Source organism: Rhizobium sp. BK376, from assembly GCF_004341625.1.
Taxonomy (GTDB): Bacteria; Pseudomonadota; Alphaproteobacteria; order Rhizobiales; family Rhizobiaceae; genus Rhizobium.
Genome location: NZ_SLZG01000005.1, coordinates 129,647 through 147,562, shown reverse-complemented (window position 1 = coordinate 147,562; position 17,916 = coordinate 129,647). Strand labels below are relative to the sequence as shown.

16 protein-coding genes are annotated in these 17,916 nt (G+C 61.4%); 13 read left to right on the top strand and 3 right to left on the bottom strand.

The genetic code is table 11. The annotated features are described in order from the left end of the window. The first annotated feature begins 13 nt into the window (after window positions 1-13). The 7 genes from EV561_RS15175 to EV561_RS15145 all read left to right on the top strand — a co-directional run bounded on the left by EV561_RS15175 (window position 14) and on the right by EV561_RS15145 (window position 7,346). Window positions 14-1,027, top strand: a complete 1,014-nt coding sequence (locus EV561_RS15175) for an ABC transporter permease (RefSeq protein ID WP_132522851.1) — start codon at window positions 14-16, stop codon at window positions 1,025-1,027. A gap of 52 nt (window positions 1,028-1,079) precedes the next feature. Continuing rightward, complete coding sequence (locus EV561_RS15170) at window positions 1,080-1,874, top strand: ABC transporter permease (protein ID WP_245512674.1); 795 nt, start codon at window positions 1,080-1,082, stop codon at window positions 1,872-1,874. A gap of 3 nt (window positions 1,875-1,877) precedes the next feature. Then, window positions 1,878-2,885 carry an ABC transporter ATP-binding protein gene (locus EV561_RS15165; RefSeq protein ID WP_132522847.1) on the top strand — a complete coding sequence of 336 codons (1,008 nt, stop codon included), beginning with the start codon at window positions 1,878-1,880 and terminating at the stop codon, window positions 2,883-2,885. Continuing rightward, the gene (locus EV561_RS15160; RefSeq protein WP_132523315.1) at window positions 2,885-3,910 is read left to right on the top strand and encodes an oligopeptide/dipeptide ABC transporter ATP-binding protein; all 1,026 of its coding nucleotides are present in this window, start codon (window positions 2,885-2,887) and stop codon (window positions 3,908-3,910) included. The genes EV561_RS15165 and EV561_RS15160 overlap by 1 nt, the downstream gene beginning before the upstream one ends. Continuing rightward, window positions 3,910-5,247, top strand: coding sequence for a 3-oxo-tetronate kinase (gene otnK, locus EV561_RS15155; RefSeq protein WP_132523313.1), 1,338 nt, complete (start codon window positions 3,910-3,912; stop codon window positions 5,245-5,247). The genes EV561_RS15160 and otnK overlap by 1 nt, the downstream gene beginning before the upstream one ends. A gap of 3 nt (window positions 5,248-5,250) precedes the next feature. Then, entirely contained in the window at window positions 5,251-5,907 is a 657-nt protein-coding gene (locus EV561_RS15150; RefSeq protein WP_132522845.1) for a class II aldolase/adducin family protein, read from the top strand. A gap of 179 nt (window positions 5,908-6,086) precedes the next feature. Beyond that, window positions 6,087-7,346: an aminotransferase class III-fold pyridoxal phosphate-dependent enzyme gene (locus EV561_RS15145; protein ID WP_132522843.1), complete on the top strand. Its 1,260-nt coding sequence runs from the start codon at window positions 6,087-6,089 to the stop codon at window positions 7,344-7,346. 119 nt (window positions 7,347-7,465) lie between these two features. Here the strand turns inward: EV561_RS15145 and EV561_RS15140 are convergent, their stop codons facing one another. The 3 genes from EV561_RS15140 to EV561_RS15130 all read right to left on the bottom strand — a co-directional run bounded on the left by EV561_RS15140 (window position 7,466) and on the right by EV561_RS15130 (window position 10,966). Then, window positions 7,466-9,160: an FAD-dependent oxidoreductase gene (locus EV561_RS15140; RefSeq protein ID WP_132522841.1), complete on the bottom strand. Its 1,695-nt coding sequence runs from the start codon at window positions 9,158-9,160 to the stop codon at window positions 7,466-7,468. A 28-nt stretch (window positions 9,161-9,188) separates the two neighbouring features. Further along, the gene (locus tag EV561_RS15135; RefSeq protein WP_132522839.1) at window positions 9,189-9,491 is read right to left on the bottom strand and encodes a UBP-type zinc finger domain-containing protein; all 303 of its coding nucleotides are present in this window, start codon (window positions 9,489-9,491) and stop codon (window positions 9,189-9,191) included. Window positions 9,492-9,946: 455 nt separating this feature from the next. After that, window positions 9,947-10,966: a LacI family DNA-binding transcriptional regulator gene (locus EV561_RS15130; protein WP_132522837.1), complete on the bottom strand. Its 1,020-nt coding sequence runs from the start codon at window positions 10,964-10,966 to the stop codon at window positions 9,947-9,949. A gap of 175 nt (window positions 10,967-11,141) precedes the next feature. Here EV561_RS15130 and EV561_RS15125 point away from each other — a divergent pair, with 175 nt between their 5' ends. From EV561_RS15125 to EV561_RS15100, 6 genes are all read left to right on the top strand, one after another. Beyond that, window positions 11,142-12,083: a sugar ABC transporter substrate-binding protein gene (locus tag EV561_RS15125; RefSeq protein WP_132522835.1), complete on the top strand. Its 942-nt coding sequence runs from the start codon at window positions 11,142-11,144 to the stop codon at window positions 12,081-12,083. A gap of 32 nt (window positions 12,084-12,115) precedes the next feature. Beyond that, window positions 12,116-13,663, top strand: a complete 1,548-nt coding sequence (locus EV561_RS15120) for a sugar ABC transporter ATP-binding protein (protein WP_132522833.1) — start codon at window positions 12,116-12,118, stop codon at window positions 13,661-13,663. A 1-nt stretch (window position 13,664) separates the two neighbouring features. Further along, on the top strand, window positions 13,665-14,660 hold the full coding sequence (locus tag EV561_RS15115) for an ABC transporter permease (RefSeq protein WP_132522831.1): 996 nt from the start codon (window positions 13,665-13,667) through the stop codon (window positions 14,658-14,660). Window positions 14,661-14,669: 9 nt separating this feature from the next. Next, entirely contained in the window at window positions 14,670-15,500 is an 831-nt protein-coding gene (locus EV561_RS15110) for an N-acyl homoserine lactonase family protein (protein WP_132522829.1), read from the top strand. 599 nt (window positions 15,501-16,099) lie between these two features. Beyond that, on the top strand, window positions 16,100-16,492 hold the full coding sequence (locus EV561_RS15105) for a YciI family protein (protein ID WP_132522827.1): 393 nt from the start codon (window positions 16,100-16,102) through the stop codon (window positions 16,490-16,492). 31 nt (window positions 16,493-16,523) lie between these two features. After that, window positions 16,524-17,807: an RNA polymerase sigma factor gene (locus tag EV561_RS15100; protein ID WP_132522825.1), complete on the top strand. Its 1,284-nt coding sequence runs from the start codon at window positions 16,524-16,526 to the stop codon at window positions 17,805-17,807. Window positions 17,808-17,916 lie beyond the last annotated feature (109 nt).

The following is a 17,916-nucleotide window of genomic DNA, read 5'->3' as shown; positions in this document are numbered from 1 at the left end:
AATTCCGAGTGCCATGACCCAATATGTCCTTCGACGATTGATCTCGATCCCCCTGCTGCTGTTGGGCGTGGCGACTGTCGCTTTCTTTCTGTCGCACTTTACGCAGGCGGACCCTCTTTCCGCTCTGGTCAGCGAGCGGCAAATGAACAATCCCGAGGTCGTTGCCGCCGCCAAGCAAAGATGGGGTCTCGATCGGAGCTTGCCCGAACAGTATGTCGTCTATATCGGGAATCTCGTGACGGGCGATCTCGGGACATCCTTCCGAACGCGCCGGCCGGTGCTGACCGATATCGCCGAAAAACTTCCCGCGACGCTGGAACTGGTCATATTCGCGATGCTCTTCGGTACGCTGAGCGGCATCGCGCTCGGCGTCCTCGCATCGCGGTTCCGCGATCGGCCAGCGGATTATCTTGCGCGATTCGTGGCCCTGTTCGGGTCCACCGTGCCGGTCTTCTGGTCAGGACTGTTGTTCCTCTATCTGTTCACCGTGAAGTTCGGGGTCATACCGGGGCCGGGCCGACTCGACGCCCGTGCGATCCCGCCGGATTTCGTGACCGGGATGTATACGGTCGATGCGCTGATTGCCGGGCAGTTCGGCACCTTTCTGAATGCGCTTCATCATCTCATCCTGCCGGCCTTCGTCCTTGGCTGGTCGGTGACGGGCATCATCTCGCGGCTGGTGCGCGCAAGCATGCTCGATGCCCTGGGGCAGGATTACATCCTGGCCGCACGGGCCAAGGGCGCAGGTGAGGCAAGGACCCTTCTACGCCACGCACTTCCGAACGCCATGATACCGACCCTGACCATCATTGGATATTCCTTCGCCTATCTCATCACCGGAGCCGTTCTGACGGAAACGGTCTTTGCGTGGCCGGGCATCGGCTCCTATGCGGTCGATTCCGCACGGACGCTGGACTACCCGGCAATCATCGGTGTTTCCCTTATCGGGGCTTCCGCCTTCCTCCTGGCGAACCTGGTGACCGATGTCGCCTACGCCTTTGCCAATCCGCGTCTGGAGCTGGGGTGATCGAATGTCCATCTCTGCGAGCGCAAGAACATCAAAACAGTCGGGTATTACAATGCGGCCGGTCTTGATCATCGGCCTGGCGATTGTCGTCTTCTGGATCTTCGTCGCCCTGACCATCGATATGTGGAGCGCCTACGATCCGCTGAAGCTCATCGGCCGGAAATTGCAGGAACCGTCGCTGCAACATTGGCTGGGCACGGATGCGCTGGGCCGTGACGTGCTGACGCGCACACTCTATGGCGCGCGTTACTCCATCGCGATTTCCGCCGTGGTCGTGATCTGTTCGGTGCTGATCGGTTCGGCGCTTGGGGCAATTGCCGGCTTTTTCGGAGGCTGGGTCGACGGCGTGATCATGCGTCTCGTCGATGTGACGCTTGCCTTTCCACCGGTTCTGTTGGCGATGGCCGTTGCGGCATCGCTCGGGCCTGGGCTGCAGAACGCCGCGATCGCCGTCATCGCCGTATGGTGGCCGGTCTATGCCCGGCTGATGCGAGGGCAGGTGCTGGATGTCATATCACGCGATCATATCGAGGCTGCGCGCGCCGGCGGCGCGACATCTTTCCGATTGCTGACCAAGCATATCCTCCCGCTTTCGTGGACCCCAACGATCATCAGCGCGACCATGGACTTCGGGCAGGTGGTGCTGCTGGCAGCCTCGCTGAGCTTCATCGGGCTTGGCGCCCAGCCCCCAAGCCCCGAATGGGGTGCGATGATTTCCGACGGAGCCGCCCATTTCTATTCCTGGTGGATCGCTTTCGGGCCCGGCATCGCAATCCTGTCCCTTGGCCTCGGCTTCAATTTCATTGGCGACGCGCTGCGCGACATACTCGATCCGAGGGAGCATTGATCAATGGTAAACAATGAACCATTGCTTGACGTTCGCGATCTCCGCGTGACCCTCAGCAACGGCGTCGAAATCGTCCGCGGCGTCGATTTCGTTGCCGAAGCCGGCAAGGTCGTCGGGATCGTCGGCGAGTCCGGCTCCGGCAAATCCATCACTATGCGCGCGGTGATGGGATTGCCGCCGTCACAATCGAAGCTCTCGGGCTCGATCAAGCTTCACGGCGAGGAACTTATCGGCGCTTCCAAACGCCGGCTTCAGCAGTTGCGGGGCAGCAAGATCGGCCTGGTTTTCCAGGACCCGATGACGGCGCTCAATCCTGTCATCACCGTCGGCAAACTGATCGCCGAAGCGCTGCGCCTCCATAATCCCGGCATGTCGGCAGCAAAAGCAAAGCAGAAGGCGATCGAGCTTCTCGAACTCGTCTCCGTTCCGCAGCCGGAGGTCCGGGCCAACCAATATGTCCACGAGTTCTCCGGCGGCATGCGCCAGCGCGTCATGATCGCCATGGCTGTCGCAAACAATCCCGAAGTCCTGATCGCCGACGAACCGACCACCGCGCTCGACGTGACCGTGCAGGCTCAGATCCTCGAAGTCCTCAAGGATCTGCAAAATCAGTTCTCGATGGGGCTGATACTGATCACGCATGACCTCGGCGTCGTGGCGGGCGCGGCAGACACTGTCATCGTGATGTATGCCGGCAAGGTGATGGAAAAGGGACCGGTTCGCGAGATCTTCTATCGATCGAGACACCCCTACACGCGCGGGCTGTTGTCCTGCCTTCCGACCATCAGCGGCAGGGAAGGCACGCTTCAGCCCATTCCCGGTAGCCCTCCCTTGCTGAGCACGCGGCCGCATGGCTGCCCGTTCCATCCCCGCTGCTCGATGGCCCGCGATATCTGTCGGTCGGATGAGCCTCCGCTAAAGCAGATCGATGGCGTCATGAGTGCGTGCCATTTCGCCGGGGAGCTCCACGGCAGCGCCTCCGATCAACAGATTTCGAGCGTGGGACGATGATGAATTCCACTGTTTTATCGGAACCCCAAAACGCCGAGGCGGTCCTTTCCGTCCGTGATGTGACCAAGGATTTCGCAATCAAGGGCGGGTTGTTCGGATGGCAATCCGTCCGAACGGTCAAAGCGGTCGCCGGTGTCTCCTTCGATCTTCTCAAGGGTGAGACGCTGGGCGTGGTCGGGGAGTCCGGTTGCGGGAAATCGACACTTGGCCGCTGTCTGCTGCGGCTCGTCGAGCCGACATCCGGCGAGGTGCGTTTCAAGGGCACCGATCTCGCCACGCTTTCCGCCGACGAGATGCGTCTGTTCCGGCGCCATCTGCAAATCGTATTCCAAGACCCGCTCGCATCGCTGCATCCACGCATGCGCATTCGAGACATCATCGCCGAGCCGCTGCGTCTCATAGGCACTACCGGCAAACCGGCATTGGAGCGGGCGGCGGAATTGCTGGACCTCGTCCGGCTGGCGCCAGAGCACGGACAACGCTTCCCGCATGAACTGTCCGGCGGGCAGAGGCAGCGCGTCGGCATCGCTCGCGCCCTGGCGCTCAATCCGGAAATCCTCGTGCTGGACGAGCCGGTCTCGGCGCTTGACGTTTCTGTGCAGGCAGGCGTGCTCAACCTGCTTGAGGAGTTGCAGGAAAAACTTGGCATCGCTTATGTCTTCATCGCGCATGATCTTGCCGTCGTCCGGCATGTGTCCGATCGCGTCGCGGTGATGTATCTCGGCAAGGTCGTAGAGATCGGCAAGGCCGGGCAGATCTATGAAAACCCGGCCCATCCCTATACGAAGGCGCTGCTTTCCGCCGCTCCCTTGCCTGACCCGGATGCCGAGCGCGTGCGCCAGCGCATTACGCTGAAAGGCGATGTGCCCAGTCCGCTCAATGTCCCCTCCGGTTGCCCTTTCCGCACGCGCTGCTGGAAAGCGCAGGAGATTTGCTCGACGGTCGTTCCGCAACTCGGAGACATCGAAAACGGACACAAGGCTGCTTGCCACTTCCCCGAAACCAATCTCGGAGAGGTGGCGTGATGGAAACGAACAACGGCACCCGACCCGGCCTCGTGTTCGGCGTGATCGCCGACGACCTGACCGGCGGGCTCGAACTGGCCTCAATGCTGGTCGCGCGCGGAATTCCGACATCCCTATCCGTGGGGATCGAGATGCCGGCGGATATTCGGACCGCCCACGTCATCGCTCTGAAGTCACGTGTTGCCCCCGTGGAGGATGCCGTCCGGTCGACGCTTGCAGCCCTCGACATATTGCTCGACCGCGGCGCCCGGCAGATATTCTTCAAATACTGCGCGACCTTCGACTCCACGCCGGCTGGCAATATCGGGCCTTGTGCTGAAGCCATCATGGAGCGGCTGCGCACGGATCAGGCCTTCTTCGTGCCGGCGCTCTGCGAGACCGGGCGAACCGTCTACCAGGGGCACATGTTCGCAGGCGAGGAACTCCTCGGAGAATCGTCGAAGCGCTTTGATCCACTGACGCCAATGACGGATTCGAACCTCGTGCGCGTGCTGCAGGGCCAAAGCCGGAGGTCTGTCGGGCTGATCGACTACACCGTCGTGGACCGAGGGCCGGACGCTATCAGGTCCAACGCCCAGGACCAGGCAGCCCGAGCCGGAAAGTCGCTCTTCATCGCGGATACGCTTTACGAACACCATCTTGCGGCCCTGGCACGCGCCAGCGCCGATATGCGCTTCCTGACCGGCAATTCGTCGGTGACAGCCCATCTGCCGCCGATATGGCTGGAACGCGGGCTTGTCGAACAGGCTTCAGCGATAAGACTTGCACCGGTGGATGGCCCGGGCGCAGTGCTGGTCGGCAGTGTTGCTCCACAGAGCGCCGCCCAGCTCAAACGGTTCAGTGCAACGAGCCCGGTCTGCACCGTCGATATCGCACGGGCCTATGCCGGCCATGACCTCGTGGAGGAAGCCCGGCGGTTTGCCGTTTCCGCCATCGCCAGCGGAGGCAATTTCGCGATCAGCACTGCGTTGCCGCAGCATCGTATCGATGAGCTGCAATCGGCCCATGGGCGGCTCGAACTTGGCGCGCGAGCAGAGGCCATCCTCTCCGAGATCGCCAAAGTCATCGTCCTGGAGCTCGGCGTTCGCCGATTGGTCGTTGCTGGTGGAGAGACGTCGGGGGCCATCGTCAGGGCGCTTGGTATTCGCGACCTGCAGCCCGGGCCTTATCGCGAACCGGGCTTTTCCCGTGCGGTTGCGACGGAGCCTTTCCCGATCGCACTGATGCTGAAGTCAGGCAAGCTCGGCAGCATCGACCTCTTCGCCACGGCTCTGGAGGACATGTGTCACCCCATCGCCGAAGACCCCCTTCTAACCCGCTGGCCCCCGAAAGGCTGATCCATGAACGCTAGTGCTGAACGACTTCGCCAATCCCTGGTCGATGCCTCGAACGAAGCCGAGGCGCTTCGACTGAATGCAGGGACGTCAGGCAATATCAGCGTCAGGCTCGATGCCGGCATGCTGATCACGCCGACGGGCGCACCCCCAAAGTCGCTCCGGCCGGAGCTGATCGTATCAATGGATTTCGATGGCGCCTGGTCGGGCGAGGTAACGCCCTCAAGCGAATGGGCGCTGCATGCCTCGATCTACAAGGCTCGCCCGGAAGTCCAGGCGATCGTCCACGCCCATCCGGATCACTGCGTGGCTTTATCCTGCGCGCGCGAATCTCTGCCGGCCTTTCACTACATGATCGCCGGCTTTGGCGGCGATGACATTCGCTGCTCCAAATATGCCGCTTTCGGGTCTCCCGAACTTGCCGATGCGACAGTCGAAGCGATTGAGGGCCGCACGGCCTGCCTGCTTGCAAATCATGGAATGGTCGCGGTCGGCACGTCAGTCGCCGAGGCTTTCGGCCGGACGCTGAAATTGGAAACGCTGGCACGCCAATACATTCTCTGCCGCTCGTTCGCGCAGCCCGTGGTTCTGACCCCAGACGACCTGGTCGAGGTCAAGGAGCGTTACAAAACCTACGGTCGACAGGCCGTGCGTGCATCCTGAAATCCATCCTTCGCCAACTCTTCAGCGGCCATCCGACCGAACCGGAGAAACCGTGATTACTGCGCCGCCAGCCACCTAGCTCGAGACTATTCCGGATCTGCCGTCGGGGTTGGTCTGGACGCCCTTCGTTTCACAAAAACAGGCGCTGCGGCGCTAGACAGCAATACAGGGAGAATAAAATGGAACAAAGCTTGACCAATAGCCGGGACAGCGAGCTTCTCGCACGCGCAAGCAAGGTCGTGCCGAACGGTATGTGGGGCCATATGGCGACCCGTGCTATCGGCCCAGGGTATCCGCAATTTTTCTCGAAGTCCGACGGTTGCCGCGTTTGGGATGCTGAAGGCAACGAATATATCGATTTCATGTGTGCCTGGGGCCCCAATATCCTTGGCTACAGACATCCGGAGGTCAATACCGCCGCGCTCGCGGAAATCGCCAGGGGTGATATCGCCAATGGTCCGACGGAGCGGATGGTCGAACTCGCCGAGCTGTTCGTCGATACGATTGACTATGCCGACTGGGCTCTTTTCCAGAAGAACGGCACAGACGCGACAACGACCTGCGTAACCATAGCCCGCGCCACCACCGGCAAGCGCAAGATCCTGGTCGCGCGCGGCTCCTATCACGGTGCGGTTCCGTGGTGTTCGCCCTCGGTGGTCGGCGTGACGGCAGAGGACCGCGCCCACGTTATTTTCTTCGACTACAACAACGCCCAGAGCCTCGATGAAGCGGTTACCGGCGCCGGTGACGATCTGGCTGCCATACTGCTCACGGCATTTCGCCATGACTTGAACCGGGATCAGGAGATGCCGGATCCGGCGTTCCTCAGGCATGCCCGAAGCATATGCGACCGCACCGGTGCTGCTCTCATCCTTGATGACGTGCGCGCGGGCTTCCGCCTCGATGTGCGTGGCAGCTGGGCGATGCACGGGGTCAAGCCTGATCTCGGCGCCTATTCGAAGGCGATTGCCAATGGCTGGCCTCTTGCGGCCGTTGCCGGAAATCGCCGCATGCTGGACGGGGCGTCAAAGATCTTCGTTACGGGTTCCTTCTGGTACGGCTCGGCGGCGATGGCCGCCAGCATCAAGACCATCGGCATCCTCAAGAGCACCAACGCTCTAGCGCATATGGAAGCGATGGGCCTAAGGTTCAGAGAGGGGCTGGCATCCATCGCTGAACGGCATGGTGTCGTTCTGCATCAGACAGGACCGGCGCAAATGCCGATATTGCGCTTCGAGAACGATCCCGACCTGAAGATCGCGAACACCTTCTGCGCGGCAGCGCTCCGGCGTGGCATCTACCTCCATCCGAAGCACAATATGTTTCTGAGCGCCGCACACCAGCCGGCCGACATTGATCGGGCGCTGGAAGCCGCCGATGCCGCGATGAAGGATACTGTCGCGGCCAATTCCGGCATATCGCACCGAACAGGTGCGTGAACCGAAAATGCCGTAGCCGCTACAGCTGGGCGTAGGCTATTCGCGCTTGCCACCGGCGCGGCATTTACCAGTCAGGAGCGTTTCGGCGCCGTCGAGGGATCGACGGCCTGCCGTGCGGGTTATCTCCGAAGGAGCGGTTGCTCGGCGACGTTGTTCATCGATTTGAGTGCGGCGTGGATCTGGGCGACGACTGCCGCGCCCTCGCCGACCGCCGCCGCCACGCGCTTCGTCGAACCCGACCGGACGTCGCCGATCGCGAAGAGGTTGGGGACGCTTGTCTCCAGGGGATGGGGATGCTGGCCGGACCGATCTGTCGCCGCGTCCGTGCCGGTCAGGATAAAACCGCTTTTGTCGCGAGCCACGCGGCATCTGACCCAATCAGCGTTCGGATCCGCTCCGATGAACAGGAAGAGGTGCCTCAGCGCGAGCTCTAGGCTTCGTTCCGCCGCCGCATCGCGCAAGACAGCGCCCGACAGTCCCGTACGATCGTTTCCGGACACGGATGCGATCTCGCAGCCGACATGAAGGACCACGTTCGAAAGGGCGGCGATGCGGTCGATCAGATAGCGCGACATCGTCTCTTCGAGTGGCCTGCGCACGACGAGATGGAGCGTTCTTACCTGCGGCGCCAGATATGCGACAGCCTGCCCGGCGGAATTGCCGCCGCCAATGAGGGCGATCTCCTCGCCCTGGCACAACCGTGCCTCGACGGGCGTCGCCCAGTAGGAAATTCCCGCTCCTTCGAAAGTGTCGATGTTCTGGACCGCCGGGCGTCGGTAGCGTGCTCCTGACGCGATGACGACAGTCTTGGCGCGGACGGATCGCTCCCCAGTCAGCTGGAGGAAATGCGGCTCCCCCGGTTGCTGGGCCGGCCGGAAGTCGAGCACGGCAAGGGGTAAGGCGATATCGGCGCCAAACTTGAGCGCCTGATTGAATGCGCGTCCGGCAAGGGCGTGGCCTGAAATTCCCGTCGGGAATCCAAGATAGTTTTCAATCCTCGCCGATGCGCCTGCCTGTCCGCCTGCCGCACGCTCGTCCACGACAATGACTTTCAGACCCTCGGAGGCGGCATAGACCGCGGATGCCAGCCCGGCAGGACCCGCGCCGACGATCGCGACATCGTAGAGCGCTTCGGGGTCGATGTCGGGCGTGATGCCAAGACACATGGCCGCTTCGAGCTCAGTCGGATGTTTCAGAACAGTGCCGTTCGGACATACCATTACCGGGACATCCTCGGGTGCGACCCCCAACCTCTTGACGAGGGCCTGCCCCTCTTCGTCGACCGTGCAGTCGAGGACCAGATGCGGATAATTGCTCCTGGTCAGGAAGCCCTGAAGGCGGGTCAAGGCTGAACTGCCCGGCACCCCGAGAAGGATGGAGCCCGCGCCGCCCGTGTCGATCAGCGCCACCCTACGCAGAATGAAAGCGCGCATGACCAGCTCGCCGATATCGGCCGAGCCGATGACCATCGCGCGAAGATGTGCGCCATCGAAGGGCAGGGCGACGCATCCTTCGGGACCCGCGACACCCCTGACGAGCGAGGGCCGGCCGGCGAGCTGGCTGACCTCGCCCGTGAAGTGACCGGGCTTGTGGACGACGACCTCGGTTTCGTTCAACGGGCCGTCGTGGCGGAAGACTTCAAGTGAGCCTTCCAGAATGATCCATATGGGTGCGGCTTTTTCGCCGAAGCCGAAGATGGTTTCGCCCGCTTCGAATTTGCGGGCATCCGCGCTCGCGAAGCGCCGGGCCTTCGCCATCTGACGGGCGGTGAGAACGGGGAACATCTGCTCAATGCGGCTGCTAGAAGTCGACATGGCGGCCCTCCGATAATCGTGTTCGGTCTCAAATATATCGCGGGATGGGACCGCTCTGTGGCGTCTGGTTCGGCAGCTCCACCACCGTCTCGTCGATATAGCACCATCCCCAGCCCTCTGGCGGGTCGTAGCCCTCGATGATGGGATGACCCGTCTCTCGGAAATGCGCCGTCGCATGACGGCCTACGGAATCGTCGCAACAGCCAACATGGCCGCATTCCCTGCAGAGGCGGAGATGGACCCAACCCTGATCGATTTCGAGGCATTCTTCGCAACCAAGCGTCCGGGGAGCAACATTCCGGATCAACGTCAGATGTCCGCATGATTTCATCGAAACGCGTCTCCTCGGTATTTCACCAGCCGTGCTTTCGGTCGAAGACACAAGTATAGCTACTATCAGTGTCTCTGCTTGTCCACGCTGACAATCTGATATCAATTGCTATCTATGACCATCAGCCCCAATGGGCCTAGAATTTCGACCATCAACACAATCGTTCGCAGGATCTCAACAATGATTGGTTGCGTGTTTCCGGTTCTTCTGCTCCTGATTGGGGGAGTTCTCGGCGGCGTGCTGGGTGGGACATCAGGCGAGGTTTGGGGCGGGTCGATCGGTTTCCTGTTAGGGGTCGTGCTCTTTGCCGTACTTCTTGGAGTGCTCGCACGCTCCCGCCACCGATAATTGACGGCGCTTTTCTGTTGAATGGTCTAGGTGCAGCGCACCAGCTGTCGCGACCGGATTGACGATGCGATCGCATCTTGCGGGCAATGGAACGTTAGCGCCGAGGCCTACTTTCCCAAGTTCCTCAGTGGCGCGCAGCTCTCCCCGACGACGAGCGAGGGTTGGAAGACGACGTTGCGGGCATCCACGCTGGTCCCGCGATTGATCCGGTCGACAAGCAGCCGTAGAGCTTCGTTGGTCATGTCGATCACAGGATGCTCGGTGCGGGTCAGCCGCGGACGCAGTCCGCCGATGCCGGGAATGGTGTCGGTGGAAGCGATCGAGATGTCGTCGGGACATTTGAGGCCGAGATCCGCCAGAGCGCGCATGACGCCCAGTGCCATGACACCGTTCGCGACATACAGCGCCGTCGGCGGTTCGGCCTGCGTCAGCAGCTCGCGGGCGACCGAATAGGCCGTGTCTTCGCGAAATTCACCGGCCCTGACGTGATTGGGCGCCGGCTCCAGCCCGCGGGCCCGCATGGCCTCCAGCATGCCGTCGAGACGACCACGTCCTGTCGTAAGATGCAACGGGCCCGTGATGGTGCCGATCCTAACATGGCCGAGATCCATCAGGTAATTGGTCACTTGACGGGCCGCGGAAATGTTGTCGATGGTGATCGTATCCGTCTTTTGTCCCTCGACCGTGCGGCCGAACAGAACGGTCGGGATTTGCTCGCCCTCGCTGTCGCGCTGCGGCTGCGCCGTGACCACGTCGACTGGAACGAGGATGATGCCGTCGCAGGAGAGTGCGCGGATGCGGGCGAGGATTCGGCGTTCGTTTTCCGGTTTCTCGTCGCTGTTGAAGAGCACGAGCGAATAGCCCCAGGCGGCCACCGCCGCCTCCGCCGCCCAGACCAGACGCGCGAAGAAGGGATTGGCAAGATCGGCGACCACGAGCGCGATCAGCTGGCTGCGCCCGCGCTTCAGGCTGCGCGCCGCCTGCGACGGCGCATAATTGAGATCGTTGATCGCGGCAAGCACCCGGGTGCGCAATTCCGGGCTGACATAGGCGGAATCATTGACGACGGCCGACACCGTTGCCGTCGAGACTTGCGCCCGGTTTGCCACATCCCTGATTGTCGCCATTCGCCACCCGGAGCATTGTAACTAATCGTTTCGCTGATAAGGCTGTGGCAATTCGGCGAATTTGTCCAGAAAAAACTGAAAATCCGCTTGCGAAACCAACAGAAATCGAGAATGCTAGCAAAACGGTTAGCTGGTGTTTGCCAAACAAAGCCGGCTGGATGGGAGGAGGAGTTCCATGAAATTCGTTGGGTTTGGTTTCCTGGTCGCCGCAGCGGCCATGGCAGGCTTTCAGGCACATGCGGCGGACAAGCCGCTGATCGGCATCGTCTCGATCGCCGCAACCGAAGCGAACAACGTTCGCTATATCAACGGCGCCAAGAAGGCGGCGGAAGAACTCGGCTATGATGTTTCTGTGGTCGATGCCGCCGGCAGCGCCGACCAGGCGAATGCGGCAATCCAGAATTTCGCGCAGCGCAGCGCCTTCGCGATTGCCGATCTCGTCTTTCCCGCCTCGTCGATCGGCGCGGGTCTCGATGCGGCAAAGCAAGCCAACATTCCTGTCGTCACCTGGGGCGGCGGCCTCGGCCTGAGCGTGGCTGCGACCAATGGATCCGGTGCACCGATCGCCGAACCGGTCATCCAGAAGATGATCGACGACATGGGCGGCAAGGGCGAGCTTCTGGCATTGACCTATCATACCGGCGAGGTCTGCCGTAATCGCGAAGCGCTGATGGATCAGATGCTGCAGAAATATCCTGACATCAAGGTCACGAAGAACGAGGTGCGTATCCCCGGCTATTTCGAGGATGGCGCGCAATATGCCAACGCATGGCTGGCATCGCATCCCCCCGGTGATGGCAAGCTCGCCATCTGGGGCTGCTGGGACGATCCGGCGATCGGCGCGATCGGTTCGCTTCGCTCCCAGAGCCGCGACGACGTGACCGTTTACGGCGTCAACGGCAATGCGCAGGCTATCGAAAACATCAAGAACGGTCACATGACCGCGACCGCCTGGGAAGACAGCTACACCGAAGGCTACAATATGATTAAGCTGGTGGCTGACATCAAAAAAGCCGGCGCGGACTGGAAGCCAAAGGCGGTGGAAGTGCCTGCCGTCCTGATCACCAAGGATACGGTGGCGGACTTCCTGAAGCAGCATCCGGACGCGGTGCAGTAAGCCGGCTTGAAACAGGAAATGGAAGAGTAGCGATGCTCGCGTCCAATCCGGAAAAGGAGGCGTCCGTAACGCCTCCGCTTCTCGTTGCCCATGGCATCAGGAAAGCCTATGGTGGCGCACAAGCGTTGAAGGGCGTGTCGCTGACGCTGCGCGCCGGTGAAATCCACGGGCTGGTCGGCGCCAACGGCGCCGGGAAATCAACCTTTATCAAGGTGCTGGCGGGACTGACCCATCCCGACGCCGGCGAAGTCCTGATCGATGGCAGCCCCGTAACGATTGCCAATCCGGCTGCCGCTACCGATCTCGGCATGAGTTTTATCCATCAGGAACTCGCCTTCATTCCGGGCATGACTGTCCTGGAAAACATCATGCTCGGGCTGCCGAAGAAGACACGCTTCGGCTTCGTCGACTGGAAGGCGATCGCGCGGGATGTCGAGCCCATCGCCCGGCGCGTCGGCATCACCGCGCCGCTGAATGCGGAGGTGAAGGATCTATCGACGGCCGAAAACTGGCTCATCAACATCTGCCGGGCGCTGATGCGCAGGGCACGGCTGATCGTGATGGACGAGCCGACAGCCTCGCTCTCTGCGGCTGAAAGCGAAAAGCTGTTCAGGATCGTCGAGGATTTGCGCGATTCCGGCGTTGCGATCCTCTATGTCTCGCATCGGCTTGACGAGATTCTGAGGCTCTGCGCCGCCGTGACCGTTTTCCGAGACGGCAATTTTGTGTCAGTCATCGACAAGCCCGATCTCACGCGCGCAAGCCTTGTCGAGGCAATCGTCGGCGGTGCAGTCGAAAAGCTCAGCCACGACAAGGACTATGTGCGGAACGAAGCTGTCCTCTCCGTCGCTGGGCTGACGCGGCTTCCGAAGGTCAAGGACGTCTCTTTCGATCTGCATCGCGGTGAGGTACTCGGTATCGGCGGCCTTGTCGGTGCCGGCCGCACGGAGCTTGTCCGCCTGATCTATGGTGCCGATCGCGCCGATTCCGGTGCGATGACGCTGGAAGGAAAGCCTTTCCTGCCGAAGAGCCCTGTGCAGGCTGTCAAGGCCGGGCTTGGGCTGGTGCCGGAAGAGCGCCGCGCCGATGGCCTACTTTTGAGCAAGAGCGTCGCTTTCAATCTTCAGCTTGCAAACCTTCTGAACATCATCCGCAATCCGGCGCTGCCGCTGATCGATTATCGCCGCCGCGAAAATCTTTCGGCGCAGATCGTGCGCGATCTCTCCGTCAAGACGCAGTCGATCGAGACGCCGGTCGGCCTGCTTTCCGGCGGCAACCAGCAGAAGGTGGTGATCGGTCGCTGGCTGCTGCGGCAGCCAAAAATCCTCATCCTCGACGAACCGACGCGGGGCGTCGATATCGGAGCCCGCGCCGACATCCATCGCCTGATCCGCAATCTCGCCGCACGCGGCATGGCCGTCATCGTGGTCTCCTCGGAGCCGGACGAACTGCCCGATCTCTGCGATCGCGTCCTCGTCATGGCGGAGGGACGGATCGTTCGCGAACTGACCGGAGCGGGCATCACGCGCAATGCGATCGTCGAGGCAAGCTATGCCTTCGACGGCACGGAAAGGACATGACATGAGCGACGTCGCGGTTTCGACACGCAGTCTTTCGCCGGGTGCCAGGCGCGCCCTTGGCGCTTTTGCGCGCTATGCGACGATCATAGGTCTGGTGGCGATGATCGTCGCCTTCTCGATCCTATCGCCGCGCGCCTTTCCGACGATCTACAATTTCACCAACGTGCTGAACCAGACCTCGCTCGCGATGATCATCGCCGGCGGGCTCACGCTCGCCGTGATCGTCGGCGAACTGGACTTGTCGATTGGGTTTGCCGCCTCGCTGCATGGCGTGCTGGTGACCGGCCTGATCGTCTCCAACAAGCTGCCGATCGGCTTGGCGATACTGATCGTTGTCGTGCTCGGCGGCCTGATCGGGTTGGTCAACGGGCTGATCGTGACCAAGGTGAAGGTCAATTCCGTCATTGCGACACTCGGCGTCGGCACGATCCTGACAGGCCTTTCCTTTGCCTATTCCGCCGGCGTACCCATTACCGCCGGTGTGCCGGAGGCCTTTCTGCAGGTGTCGCTCGGCCGTTGGCTCTTCGGCATCCCGAACAATATCGTCATCATGGCCGTGGTGCTCGGCGGGCTCTGGGTGCTGGTGGAGCGGACTGCGCTGGGCCAGGAAATCCAGGCGGTCGGCGGCAATCCGTCGGCAGCGCGGCTCGCCGGCATCAATGTCGATCGCATCAAGATCCTCGGCTTCGTCATCTCGGGGATGTGCGCCGCACTCACAGGCATCCTGCTCGCCTCGCGGCTGGGAAGCGGCACGACCAGTGCCGCTGATCCCTACCTGCTGACGGCATTCGCCGCCGTCTTCCTTGGCTCGGCGACGCTGCGCGACGGCGAGTTCCATGTCTTCGGAACCTTCATCGGGGCGCTGATCATCGCCTTCGGTTTCAACGGGCTGAATATCTTCGGCGCACCGACCTATTCGCAATATATCTTCCAGGGCGCCATCCTCATCATCGCCGTCGGGCTGTCGAGCCTCGGCCGAATTCTCTCGCAGCGTTAGGAGCATACGATGTCCAATCATTGGGAGGTCCATGTCATCGAATTCGCGCGGTCGAAGGACCAGCCGCTGATCGACCTCGTCAACGGGGCGCCGCCTTCCGATGTGCTCGACCTGCCTTTCGGCTTCGTGCTTGCCCAGAACGGTGAAAAGAATGTGCTGATCGACACCGGCTTTCTCAACGAGGGCAGCGGGGCGGATTTCTCCAGGAAGTTCGGCATTCCCTATTGGATCTCGCCGGTGCGCATGCTCGAAGAGCTCGGCGTGAAGGCTGACGATGTTACGGACATCGTTCTCAGCCACGCCCATTTCGATCACATGGGTTCGATCTCGGCGTTTACAAAGGCACGGATATTCATCCAGAAACGTGAATGGCTTTCCTGGAACGAGGCGATGGCCCTGCCGCCGCAATACGGCTTCCTGACCGCCATCATCAATCCGGACAATATGCGCTCGGCCTTCGATGCAGCCGTCGAGCATCGGTTGATGCTTGTAGACGGCGACAAGGACAATATCCTGCCCGGCATCCATGTCCGGCTCGGAGAAGGGCACACGCTCGGCCAGCAATTCGTCATCGTCGAAACCGGCCGCGGTCGCTTGGTGGCAGCGGGAGACTGCATCTATTCGAAGCTCAACCTCACCGGCCACAATCATGACGGCGTCTTTGCGCCGCTCAACAACGGCATTGGCAGCATCTGGAAGCAACTGGAGACGATGGACCGCATCAATGAGGAGATCGCCGGCGATCACTCGAAACTGATCATGATGCATGACAACGATCGCTGGGCGCATCTGCCGCTGGTGAGGGAAGTCGAGGGCTTCAGGATCGTCAAGGCGTCATAAGACGGTGGAAGTCACCAATCGGACTTTCGTGGACGACCGTGGGATCCCGGCCTGGGACGAATAGCAGACCTGGAATTCAGCCTGCAAAGAGCTGTTATTACTTGCAGACACGCGTTCCATGGCTATCGACATAGCAACGTCCCTTCGTCTGGTCTGACCTTTTCGGCAAATTCGTCGCAGGCCGGCGTAGATAAGCCCCGGGCCGATTGGTCTCTGTAATCGCGCAGTTTGAACCGATGCAGCCGGGTCGGGCAATGCGTGTGCTGGTCTGCGCATATCCGGTCGAAGAGCCCAGGATGGTCAGGAGGATCACGAGTGCGTATCTCATTTGCCGTCTCTCCGGATATGGCCATGGGGCAGCATGCCCGGCCAAAGCAATAGCATGACTTTTTTCACCCACCCAGATGGGAGATGCGTTTGCCTTGCGACATAAGCATCCACTCGGCCGGGCGACGAATCTGCCGGCGACCCGTTTGCAATCGGCGTCTCGCCAAAATATTTTCGCACCCATGTCGTTTTATGTCGTTCTGCATCGTCGACGTGATGAGCGGGCTCATTGAGCTGCGGTAATCTCAGCACCCGTCTCGGAGGGATACAACATGCGTTTCATGTCTATCATTACTTCTGCCCAGACCGCCCATCCGACGCCCGAACTGATGGAGGCCATGGGCAAGCTCGCCGACCGCGAGACCAAGGCCGGCCGGATGATCGATACGGCAGGCCTGATGCCGCTTTCGACGGGCGCCCGCGTCACGATCAAGGAAGGCAAGCTCAACGTCATCGACGGCCCCTTCGTCGAGGCCAAGGAAGTCATCGGCGGCTATGCAATCTTCGAGTTCCAGAGCAAGGAAGAGGCGGTCGCCGTCGCCGTCGAATTCATGCAGCTCCATATTGATCACATGCCCGGTTGGGAAGGCACCTGCGAAGTGCGTCCCTACTGGACCGAGGAGATGCAAAGAATGTGTGATCCGCGGGTGATTGCTGCGCAATGATGTACGAGCCTGATTCAGGAAAACGGCGGCCTTGACGGCCGCTGATACCCACCGCGCGATCCTTGCGGTCTGGCGCGTCGAGCAGCCGCGGCTAATCACCAGCCTCGCAAGGATGCTGCGCGACGTGACGCTTGCCGAAGACATGACGCAGGAAGCCCTCGTCGCAGCACTGGAAAATTGGCCTCGCACCGGCGTGCCGGAGCGGCCGGGCGCCTGGTTGATGGCGACGGCCAAGCGCCGTGCGCTTGATCACCTGCGGCATCTGGCCGTCAGGGACCGCAGGCATGGAATGATCGCCCGCGAGATCGAAGAGGAGCAGATGATCATGCCGGATCATGATGCAGCGCTCGACGACGATATCGGCGACGAGATGCTGCGTCTCATCTTTACGGCGTGCCACCCCACGATCTCGCGCGAGTCACGCGTTGCCCTGACGCTCAAGATGATCTGCGGTCTGACGACGGAGGAAATCGCGCGCGCTTTTCTGCTGCCCGAGGCGACCGTGGCCCAGCGCATTTTGCGAGCCAAGCGGTCGCTTTCGGAATCCGGATTGGCCTATGAGACACCACGCGGTGAGGAACTGTCGCAACGTCTCGCCTCGGTGCTCGAGGTCGTCTATCTGATCTTCAATGAAGGATATACGGCAGCTCGTGGCGAATGCCTGTTGCGGCCCCAGCTTTGCCATGAGGCATTGCGCCTCGGCCGGCTGCTGACGGCTGTTGCGCCGGCAGAGCCGGAAGCGCACGGTTTGCTGGCGTTGATGGAGCTGAACGCCTCGCGAGCCGCCGCACGCACGGATGCGACGGGTGAGCCGGTCCCGCTTCTCGACCAAAATCGTACTCTGTGGGACCAGTTCCGCATCCGCCGCGGCCTGCAGGCGCTCAAGCGGGCGCGCGAGCTTGGCGGCGAAGACGGTGTTTTCACGCTTCAGGCGGCGATCATTTCCTGCCATGCGAGGGCGGTCCGCGCCGAGGAGACCGATTGGCATCATATTGCTGCCCTCTATGGTCGACTGGCCGCGATCCAGCCATCGCCTGTGGTCACGCTGAACCAGGCCGTTGCAGTCGGAATGGCCGAAGGCCCGGCAGCCGGCCTTGCTATCATCGACGTCCTGCTCGGCGAGCGTCAACTGCAGTCCTATCATCTGTTGCAGGCAGTGCGTGGCGATCTGCTTTTCAAGCTTGCCCGCTATGGCGAGGCTACGGAGGCTTTCGAAACCGCCGCCGAAATGACCGGGAATGGCGCGGAGCGGGCATTATTGACGCGCCGTGCCGCAGAAGCGGCGGCTGCAGCAAGGCAAGAAGGAGGCGACTGACGGCGCGCCCGCAGTTCCCGTCCCATCAAGGCAAACTCGTCCATGTTGGAGAATTGCGGCATGCCGCTCTCACATACCACCGGCAGGACTGGGATTTGCCGCATCCTTC